Annotated in this window: 10 protein-coding genes; 6 read left to right on the top strand and 4 right to left on the bottom strand. The window is 69.9% G+C overall.

Going from position 1 to position 9,806, the window contains the following annotated elements; all coding sequences use genetic code 11:
- The first annotated feature begins 172 nt into the window (after positions 1–172).
- From GH736_RS10935 to GH736_RS10915, 5 genes are all read left to right on the top strand, one after another.
- Positions 173–415, top strand: coding sequence for a hypothetical protein (locus GH736_RS10935; RefSeq protein ID WP_159603136.1), 243 nt, complete (start codon positions 173–175; stop codon positions 413–415).
- A gap of 180 nt (positions 416–595) precedes the next feature.
- On the top strand, positions 596–1,780 hold the full coding sequence (locus tag GH736_RS10930) for an ABC transporter substrate-binding protein (RefSeq protein ID WP_159603140.1): 1,185 nt from the start codon (positions 596–598) through the stop codon (positions 1,778–1,780).
- 2 nt (positions 1,781–1,782) lie between these two features.
- On the top strand, positions 1,783–2,982 hold the full coding sequence (locus tag GH736_RS10925; RefSeq protein WP_159603134.1) for an ABC transporter ATP-binding protein: 1,200 nt from the start codon (positions 1,783–1,785) through the stop codon (positions 2,980–2,982).
- Positions 2,983–2,984: 2 nt separating this feature from the next.
- Positions 2,985–3,896, top strand: coding sequence for an ABC transporter permease (locus GH736_RS10920; protein ID WP_159603132.1), 912 nt, complete (start codon positions 2,985–2,987; stop codon positions 3,894–3,896).
- 137 nt (positions 3,897–4,033) lie between these two features.
- Positions 4,034–4,795 carry an ABC transporter permease gene (locus GH736_RS10915; RefSeq protein ID WP_235934011.1) on the top strand — a complete coding sequence of 254 codons (762 nt, stop codon included), beginning with the start codon at positions 4,034–4,036 and terminating at the stop codon, positions 4,793–4,795.
- 70 nt (positions 4,796–4,865) lie between these two features.
- Here the strand turns inward: GH736_RS10915 and GH736_RS10910 are convergent, their stop codons facing one another.
- On the bottom strand, positions 4,866–5,855 hold the full coding sequence (locus tag GH736_RS10910; protein ID WP_235934005.1) for an asparaginase: 990 nt from the start codon (positions 5,853–5,855) through the stop codon (positions 4,866–4,868).
- Positions 5,856–5,859: 4 nt separating this feature from the next.
- Positions 5,860–7,236, bottom strand: coding sequence for a 4-aminobutyrate--2-oxoglutarate transaminase (gene gabT / locus GH736_RS10905; RefSeq protein ID WP_159603128.1), 1,377 nt, complete (start codon positions 7,234–7,236; stop codon positions 5,860–5,862).
- A gap of 137 nt (positions 7,237–7,373) precedes the next feature.
- Between gabT and GH736_RS10900 the strand changes: the two genes are divergently transcribed.
- Positions 7,374–7,850, top strand: a complete 477-nt coding sequence (locus GH736_RS10900) for an OsmC family protein (RefSeq protein ID WP_159603126.1) — start codon at positions 7,374–7,376, stop codon at positions 7,848–7,850.
- Between the two features lie 28 nt (positions 7,851–7,878).
- Here GH736_RS10900 and GH736_RS10895 read toward each other — a convergent pair whose 3' ends face one another.
- Both GH736_RS10895 and GH736_RS10890 read right to left on the bottom strand, forming a co-directional pair.
- Complete coding sequence (locus tag GH736_RS10895; protein ID WP_159603124.1) at positions 7,879–8,793, bottom strand: hypothetical protein; 915 nt, start codon at positions 8,791–8,793, stop codon at positions 7,879–7,881.
- 46 nt (positions 8,794–8,839) lie between these two features.
- Positions 8,840–9,601, bottom strand: a complete 762-nt coding sequence (locus GH736_RS10890) for a lysophospholipid acyltransferase family protein (protein ID WP_159603122.1) — start codon at positions 9,599–9,601, stop codon at positions 8,840–8,842.
- Positions 9,602–9,806 lie beyond the last annotated feature (205 nt).

Raw genomic sequence — 9,806 nt, 5'->3', positions numbered from 1 at the left:
GTCTCCCGATCCCGTTCCGTGATTGTGTGACATGCTAGCCGCAGCGGCTGAGAACCCCCTCGTTCAGTCGACCGGAATCGCCGTTTCCTCCTCGTCGACGTCGAGTGAGAGCGTCGGGATCGACGCGCGACGCCCTCGCGACGCAGCACGACGGCGAACGTCTGCATCGAGGGTGTCCGCGGGCGTCCTCGTCGTCGGCGATGCCGATGCGTGGCTGGGCAGTTGGGCCCTCGCCGCGCAGGTGCGGGAGGAGGCCGACATCGTCGTGCGGGGCGGCATCCGCGAGTTCCGGGTGTTCGGCAGGGGCGCTGCCGCCCCGCCGCTGCTCGATCCCGCGACCGACGCCTGCTGGCACGTGCAGCGCGGAGGAGTCATGCCGGCGCGGGTGGGTTGGCCTCCGACGCGGAACGACTGAATCCGTCGACGAAGTCGGTCGCACGGTACTGAAACCGCATGCGATGTTCCCAGAAATTAACGATTCGGTCATGATCCCGTGAATGTTGCCAAGCAGTGTGGCAGTATCGACGGCACCCCAGCTTGTGCCCGCAACCCGAATGGAGTTCCCGTGAGCGCTCGGCCCCTTCCCGAGGACCCGATGATCCGATCGCTGATCGCGCAGGCCCGGCGTGCTCAACTGAATCGCCGCGCGCTGCTGGCGGGCGCGGGTGCGTCCGCGTCGGCGCTCGCCCTGGCCGCGTGCTCGACGGGTGGGGCGAAGGGCAAGCCGACGCCCGCGGCCGACACGTCCGACTCAGACAAGACCCTGAACTGGGCGAACTGGGCTGCCTACATCGACGAGGACGACAACGGCGACTACCCGACGCTCGTGCAGTTCACCGAGGAGACGGGCATCGACGTCAACTACGACGTGGCCGTCGACGACAACAACACGTACTACGGCAAGGTCAAGGACCAGCTCGCGCTCGGGCAGGACATCGGGGCCGACACCGTCTGCCTCACCGACTGGATGGTCGGTCGCTGGATCCGGTTCGGATACACGCAGGAGCTCGACCACGCCAACATCCCGAACCTCGCCAACCTCACCCCGGCGCTGCAGGACCCCGACTTCGATCCCGGTCGGAAGTTCTCGGTGCCGTGGCAGGGCGGATTCGCCGGCATCTGCTGGAACACCGAGGCCATCCCGGGCGGACTCGCTTCGGTCGAGGACCTCTGGAACTCCGAGCTCAAGGGCCGCGTGGGCGTGCTCTCCGAGATGCGCGACACCATGGGCCTCATCATGCTGCAGAACGGCGTCGACATCGCGGGCGACTGGGGCGACGCCGAGTACTCGGCGGCCATCGACATCCTCCGCGAGCAGGTGGAGAACGGCCAGGTGCGCAACATCAAGGGCAACTCCTACCTGGAGGACCTCAAGAGCGAGGACACGCTCGCGGCGATCTGCTGGTCGGGCGACATCACGGTCCTCAATGCCGAGGCCGGCGACAAGTGGCAGTTCGCGATCCCCACGGCGGGCGGGACGCTGTGGAACGACAACTTCCTCGTGCCGGTCGGCTCGCCGCGGAAGACCAATGCCGAGACGCTCATCAACTACTACTACGAGCCCGAGGTCGCGGCCGAGGTCGCGGCGTGGGTGAACTACATCACGCCGGTCGTCGGCGCGAAGGAGGCCGCCGCGGCGATCGACCCCGCGCTCGCCGAGAACCAGCTCATCTTCCCCGACGAGGACACGCTGTCGCAGGCGCACATCTTCCGTACGCTCACGGGTGCCGAGGAGCAGAAGTACCAGGCCGAGTTCCAGAGCATCCTCCTGGGCGCCTGAACATGTCGGTTCGCGAATTCGCCGAACGTGGCGCAGACCTCCAGCTGGTGGGGATCCAGAAGCGGTTCCCGGGCTTCACGGCGATCGAGGAGCTCGACCTCACCATTCCGGCCGGGTCGTTCTTCGCCCTGCTGGGGCCGTCGGGCTGCGGGAAGACCACGACCCTCCGGCTCGTCGCCGGCCTCGAGGAGCCCACCCGCGGTCGCATCCTCATCGGCGGCACGGACGTGACCGACACGAAGTCGCACGAGCGACCGGTCAACACGGTCTTCCAGAGCTACGCGCTCTTCCCGCACATGACCGTCATCGAGAACGTCGCATTCGGATTGAAGCGGCGCCGCATCGGCGACGCGCTGGGCAAGGCGCACGAGGCACTGCGACTCGTCGAGCTCGACCACCTCGCCCAGCGGCGGCCGCAGCAGCTCTCGGGCGGCCAGCAGCAGCGCGTGGCGCTCGCGCGCGCCATCGTGAACCGACCGGCGCTGCTGCTCCTCGACGAGCCCCTGGGCGCCCTCGACCTGAAGCTCCGGAGGCAGATGCAGCTGGAGCTCAAGACCATCCAGGAGGAGGTGGGCCTGACCTTCCTGCATGTCACCCATGACCAGGAGGAGGCCATGACCATGGCCGACACGGTCGCGGTCATGAACAAGGGCGCGATCGAGCAGATGGGCGCGCCGGCCGAGCTGTACGAGCTCCCGCGCACGGTGTTCGTGGCCAACTTCCTCGGGCAGTCGAACCTCTTCACGGGCGAGGTGGTGGACACCACGAGCACGGCGCTCACCGTCGATGCGGGCGGCACGCGCATCGTCGTGCCCACGGCCCGTGCCCAGCGTCACCGCGGCACGGTGGCGGTCGGCGTCCGGCCCGAGAAGGTCACCCTCCACACGCACGAGCCCGCCGGATCGGCGGACCGCAACGTGGTCGGTCCCGGCCGGGTGCTCGACGTGTCGTTCTCGGGAGTGAGCACGCAGTACCTGGTCGACCTCGGCGCGCTCGGAACGGTGCTCGTCTTCGCCCAGAACGTGGGCTTCGGCCCGGTCGCAGCGCTCGGATCCGAGGTCTGGGTGAGCTGGGAGATCATGCACGGCTTCGGCCTCGACGACGTGCCCGGCGAGGCGGGGCGCTTCCCGGCCGACGACTCGACGACGTCGATCGCGGCACAGCGGCGCGATTCGCTCGTGTCGGAGCTCGAGGAGGGCTGAGCATGGCCTTCGCAGCATTCGCGACCGCGGAGGCTCAGGCCGAGGCACCGAAGCGGCGCAGTCGCATCGCGCTCTTCCTGCTCCTGCCCGGCATCCTCTACCTCATCCTGTTCTTCCTCACGCCGCTCATCTCGCTCCTGCTCACGTCCCTGCAGGCGCCGGCGGAGTTCGGCGACATCGGCGTGTACGACTACGCATTCAACTGGCAGAACTACGTCGACGTGGTGCAGCAGTACCTGCCCCACATCGCGCGTTCCTTCGGCTACGCCCTCGCCGCGACGGTGTTCGCGCTGCTGTTCAGCTACCCGCTCGCCTACTTCATCGGCGTGAAGGCCCGACGGTGGCCCCTGTTGCAGAGCCTGATGCTCGTGCTCGTCATCGCGCCGTTCTTCATCAGCTTCCTGCTGCGCACGCTGGCGTGGAAGCAGCTGCTCTCCGACGAGTCGTTCATCATCACGTCGTTGAAGGCGCTTTCGCTGATGGCTCCCGACGCGCACTTCACGGGCACGCCGTTCGCGGTGATCTTCGGCCTCACCTACAACTTCATCCCCTTCATGACCCTGCCGCTCTACACCACCCTGGAGCGCCTCGACACCCGCTACCTCGAGGCGGGCAGCGACCTCTACGCGGGCCCGTTCGCGGTGTTCCGCAAGATCACCATCCCGCTGTCGATGCCGGGCATCGTCGCGGGCACGCTCCTCACGTTCATCCCGGCGGCCGGTGACTACGTCAACGCCAGTCGCGACTTCCTCGGGGGCCCCGACACGCAGATGATGGGCAACGTCATCGAGGCCAACTTCCTGGTGCTGCTCAACTACCCGGCCGCCGCGGCGCTGTCGATCATCCTCATGGCCGCGATCCTCGTGCTCGTCGGCATCTACGTGAAGCGTTCCGGAACGGAGGACCTGCTGTGAGCGGCGAAGTCCAGGCTGCCGCCGTCCTCGGCGGATTCTCCGAGAGCGAGCAACAGGAGGACGCCCGAGGTCCGGTCGGGGCGCCCCGCCGTCGCCGACTCGGCCTCGGCGACTGGCTGCTGCCCGCCTACACGATCATGGCGTTCGTGTTCCTCATGATCCCGATCGCCTACACCTTCGTGTTCTCGTTCAACGACTCGATCAAGTCGAACATCTCGTGGCGGGGATTCACCTTCGACAACTGGCTGAACGTCTGCAACGTCGAGGGCGGCGCGGTCTGCGAGGCCTTCGCGAACAGCGTCATCATCGGCCTCGTGGCGACCGTGATCGCCACCGCACTCGGCACCGCGATCGCGATCGCGCTCGTGCGGTACCGGTTCCGGGCACGATCCGTGATCAGCCTCCTGCTGTTCCTGCCGATGGCGACGCCCGAGGTCGTGCTGGGCGCCGGGCTCGCCGCGCAGTTCCTCGCGCTGGGCGTGCCGAAGGACATGACGACGATCATCCTGGCGCACACGATGTTCTGCATCAGCTTCGTGGTGGTGACGGTGAAGGCACGCGTGTCGAGCCTCGATCCGGCGCTCGAGGAGGCCGGCCGCGACCTCTACGGCTCACCGTCGCAGGTGTTCTGGCGCATCACGTTCCCGCTGCTCACGCCGGGCATCATCGCCGCGGCACTGCTCTCGTTCGCGTTGAGCTTCGACGACTTCATCATCACGAACTTCAACTCGGGATCCACGTCGACGTTCCCGAAGTACATCTACATCTCCGCGTCCCGCGGCATCCCGGCCGAGGCGAACGTCGTCGCCTCGGCGGTCTTCCTGTTCGCGATCGTGCTCGTGGTCGCGTCGCAGATCTCGCGTGCGGCACGGGCGAAGCGGCTCGCGAAGCTCGACTGACCCGAACCCGCCGAGACGACGGATGCCGCGCCCCGGCGACGCGGGCGCGGCATCCGTCGGCCTTCGACGATCAGATGGTCGCGCGAATCTGCCCGACCCGGCGCTCGCCGCCCATGACCCACAGGTCGAGCTCGGTCTGCACGTCATCGACGGCGGCATCGTCGACGGCGCCGGCGGCCGCGAGCAGCCGCAGGGCGATGATCGTCGAGGCACGGGATGAGCCGTCGAGCACCTTCAACGCCGTGGTCGTGCCGTTCGGAGCCGTCATCACCATGACGCCCTCGGCGCCCACCTTGGCGAACACCCCGAGCCGTTCCATGGCCACCGTGTCGGGCTGACCCGGTCCGCCGACCGCCCACGGGTGCTCGCGCGCCGCCTCGGTCAGCGCGGCCGCCTCCCGGTAGAGCGCGAACGGCGACGACGTGGCGGCCGTCGTGATCTTCTGGATGCCGCGAGCCAGCGCGAGCAGGCTGACCGCGTGCACGGGCGCGCCGCAGCCGTCGACGGCCGTGGCAGCGGGTCGTTCGCCGGTGAAGCGCTCGAGCACGTCGAGGATCCGCTTCTGCAGCGGATGCTCGGGGTCGAGGTAGCCGTCGAGCGGCCATTCGTTGGCCACGCAGGCGAGCAGCATGGCAGCGTGCTTGCCCGAGCAGTTCATGTAGACGCGATCGCGCGGGGCACCGCTGCGGATGAGCTCGTCGCGTGCGACCTGGTCGCTCGGCGCGGCGGGCGGGCAGCCGAGTGCCGACGCGGACAGGGAGGCGCGACCGAGGAGGCCGCGCACGAGGGCCACGTGTGCAGCCGTGCCGGAGTGGCTGGCCGTCGCGATCGCCGCGTCCTCACCGCGGAGGGACACGCCCGACGTCATGACGGCGACCGCCTGGAACGGCTTCAGGCACGACCTGGGGAAGACGGGGGTGCGGGTGTCCCCGAGCGAGCGGAGCAGCTCACCCTCGGGGGAGAGCACGACGGCGGAACCGGCGTGCCTGGACTCGATGAAACCACTGCGCTCGACCACGGCGAGTTCGACGGCGTCGCTGACGGAGAAGGTACCGGTCACCGGGTCATCCGAGCGCCGCGAATCCGTCGTCGAGCACGCGGAGCCCGTCGTCGATGAGGGCATCGCTCACAGCGAGGCTCGGCAGGAACCGGAGCACGTTGCCGAAGGTGCCCGCGCTGAGGAACAGCACGCCGTGCTGTGCCGCGTAGGCGATGAGCGAGGCGACGGCGTCGGGGTTGGGGAGCCTGGTCGTCTGGCCGGTGCCCGGCTGCACGAGCTCGATGGCGATCATCGCGCCGAGGCCACGGATCTCGCCGATGACGTCGTAGCGCTGCGCGAGTCGTTCGAGGCCGGCCTTCAGGCGTGCTCCGATGCGCTCGGACTCGGCGAGGAGGTGGTTCGCCTCGATGGCCTCGAACACCGCGATGGCGGCGGCGCACGCGACGGGGTTGCCGCCGAACGTGCCGCCGAGGCCGCCGGGCTGGGAGGCGTCCATGATCTCGGCACGGCCGGTGACCGCGGCGAGCGGCAGGCCTCCGGCGATGCCCTTCGCGGACAGCACGAGGTCGGGCTCCCACCCGAAGTGCTCGCTCGCGTAGTAGCGACCGGTGCGCGCCATGCCGCTCTGGATCTCGTCGGCGATCATGACGACGCCGTGCTCGGTGCACCAGGCCTGCAGCCTGGGCAGGAAGCCCTCGGCGGGGACCATGAAGCCGCCCTCGCCCTGGATGGGCTCGACGACGAGGCAGGCGAGGTCGCTCGCTCCGACGACCTTCTCGAGGTAGGTGATGGTGCGTGCCGCGGCATCCGCGCCCGAGAGTCCGTCGCGGTACGGGTAGGAGCTGGGAGCGTGGTACACGTCGCCCGCGAGCGGGCCGTAGCCCGTCGCGTAGGGGTGCGCCTTGTAGTTCATGGCCATGGTGAGGTTGGTGCGGCCGTGGTAGGCGTGGTCGAGCACGGCCACCGCGCGGCGGCCGGTGAACTTGCGGGCGATCTTCACGCCGTTCTCGACGGCCTCGGCGCCCGAGTTCACGAGCACCGACTTCTTCTCCCAGTTGCCGGGCGTGTGCTCGGCGAGGAGCTCGGCGACGCGCACGTACTCCTCGTAGGGGGTGATCGTGAAGAGCGTGTGCACCACGTCCTGCAGCTGGTCGGCGGCGGCCTGCACCACCCGCTGCTCGGTGTGGCCCACCGTGGTCACGCCGATGCCCGCGCCGAAGTCCACGAACTGGTTGCCGTCGACGTCGACGAGGATCCCGCCGTTCGCGCGTTCGATGTAGACGGGCAGCGCGGAGGACACGCCGGCCGACACGACCTTCGCGCGTCGGGCGTGCAGCTCCTGCGATCTCGGGCCGGGGATGGCGGTCACGACGCGGCGCTCCTGCACCACGGAGTACACCGGGGCGGACGCGGTCTCAGCGGGGATCTGGGTGTCAGTCATGATGCTCCAACCCTATCGTCGCGGGCGAGTCGGCCCGCAGTCGCCGGGCGGCCGTCGACCCGCCGGATGGTGCCAGAATCGAAGGACGCGCGCCCCCGCCCGGGCTGCGCGAATGCGCACGCGATGGGAGGAACGGGATGCTCGGCGAACACCACTACGCGGTGGAGGTGGAGTGGCAGGGGGATCGCGGCGAGGGCACCACCGGCTACCGCGCCTACGGCCGCCAGCACGTCGTGCGCGCCGCCGGCAAGCTCCACGACATCGCGGGGTCGAGCGACCGGGTCTTCCACGGCGACCGCGACCGGTGGAATCCCGAGGAGCTCCTGCTCGCGGCGCTGAGCGAGTGCCACATGCTCTCGTACCTGCACGTCGCGACCCGCCACGGCGTCGTGGTGCGCGGCTACACGGATGCCGCGACGGGCACCATGATCGAGGACGGCCGCGGGGGCGGCGCGTTCAGCGAGGCCACGCTGCATCCGCGAGTCGTGGTGGCGGATGCCTCGATGCTGGCCCGCGCCGACGAGATCCATGCCGAGGCGGCCGACCTGTGCTTCATCGCGGCATCCGTCGCCTTCCCGGTGCACCACCGCCCGACGGCGGTCGTCGCGGACTGAGCGGGGGCGGTTCCCCAGCGGGTCGAGGTCAGCCCGCGGCCGCGGTCGGGACGACGGGGTCGACGGCCGGGCACGGGTGCCCCCCGACGAGCCGGGAGCAGGGCGGGAAGAACGGCGGCAGCCGCTCGGCCTCGGGATCGCCGAACCAGCGGTGCCAGATGCGCCAGAAGTTCAGGTTGCCGAACGCCGAGCACCCGTCGCCCGTGTCGGGGTCGGCGAGGGTCGCGTCGCTCGGCTGGTACGGCGTGTAGTTGTAGAGGTTCGCCGTGGCCTGGTTGCGGATCTGCACGGGGGAGGCGCCGCACTCCGCGTTCGGGTGGAAGCCCACGTCGACGGTGCCGATGCGATACTGCCGGTCGGGCTCCTCCGTGTACTGCCGGAACTGCCAGGCCGCGTTGTAGACCTGGTTGAAGAAGCCGAAGTACTTCGTGTCGCAGTCGGCCGTGTCGGGGCATCCGTAGCCCGTCGCCCGCTCGTACCCGCTCACGCTCGGCCGGGTCAGCAGCGACTGCTCCTTCTGCAGGAGCACCAGCAGCGTGCGCGGGCTGATGCCGCAGGCCTCGGCGACCTTCGCGACGATGCGGCTGGCGCGTTCACGGATGCCGCCGCGGTACTCCGCGCAGTGCAGGCCGCCCACGGCCGGCTGCGTGGTCGTCGTCTGGGTGTAGTCCGCGAGGCAGCGCACCCCCTCGTCGGGCCGGCACGGCACGGACTCGAGGAAGTCCTGGATCTGCTGCTCGTCCATCGCGGTGCTGTCGTAGAACGACTCGTCGCTGACGATCAGGCCCGGGTCGAACTCGGTCGCCGGCGGTTCGGGCAGGGTCGAACGCGTCGAGGCCGGCTCGGAGGGCGGCGCCTCATCGAGGGTGGACGTGCAGCCCGCGAACGCGGCCACGACGAGTGCCGCCGCGGCACAGCGGGCGGCGACCTCGGCGATGCTCATCGTGTCGACGATACCGGGCGGATCGGCGCCTCGGCTGTGAACGGCCTCAGATGCGCTCGCGGGGCGCGACGCGGTCGGCGAGCTTCGCGAGGGTGCCCGACGGCGGCGTCTCGTTGTAGCGACCGGCGAGCTCCTGTCCGCTGAGCCCGTGGATGGCGGCCATGATCTCGTCGGTGGCCGCCCGGCGGGCGCGGCCCGAGGAGGCGGGCCCGTGGCCGCTGAGGTCGAGCGGCGCGCCGAAGCGCACGGTCACGGGTCGGATGCGGGGCAGCTTGGCCCCGACGGGCTGGATCTCCTGCGTGCCGATGAGGCCGACGGGGACGACCGTGGCTCCGGTCTCGAGCGCGAGCCACGCGACGCCGGTGCGGCCGCGGTAGAGCCGGCCGTCGAGGGAGCGCGTGCCCTCGGGGTAGAGGGCGAACGCGGCGCCCGACTCGAGGATGCGGCGGCTCTGGTCGAGGGCCTCCTGCGCCTGCGCGCCGGCGCCGCGCTCGACGGCGACGGCGCCGATCGCCGAGAAGAAGGTGCGGGACACCCATCCCGAGAAGCCGGTGCCCGTGAAGTAGTGGGACTTGGCGAGGAACTGCACCGGCCGCGGCGACGCGAGCGGGATCACGATGCTGTCGACGAACGAGAGGTGATTGCTCGCGAAGATGACCGCGCCGCGCTTCGGCACGTGCTCGGTTCCGGTGATCGTCGGGCGGTAGATCAGGCGCACGAGCGGACGGAGGAAGCCCCGGACGATCGGGTAGAGCGGGCCCTGGCGCACGGTCGCTGCGGGTACGGCGTCGGCCTCGATCTCGCTCACCGTACGACCTTAGGCCGTCGGGCATGCCGGGGCCGGTATATGGGAGCACGGGATTCGACGCCCCGAGCCCGCCCGACGGCGCCCCGGATCGAGATCGACGGCGCCATCAGTCCCGAGGAGCAGGACCGCCTGTTCACTTACTACGACCTGGGCGGGTCGCAGTACGCGGGCGACTTCGACTTCGGCACGACCGGGCACGACACGT

It is taken from the genome of Agromyces humi (assembly GCF_009720255.1).
Classification (GTDB): Bacteria; Actinomycetota; Actinomycetes; order Actinomycetales; family Microbacteriaceae; genus Agromyces; species Agromyces humi.
The sequence above is the reverse complement of the archived record's forward strand: the minus strand, read 5'-3'. Positions and strand labels throughout refer to the sequence as shown.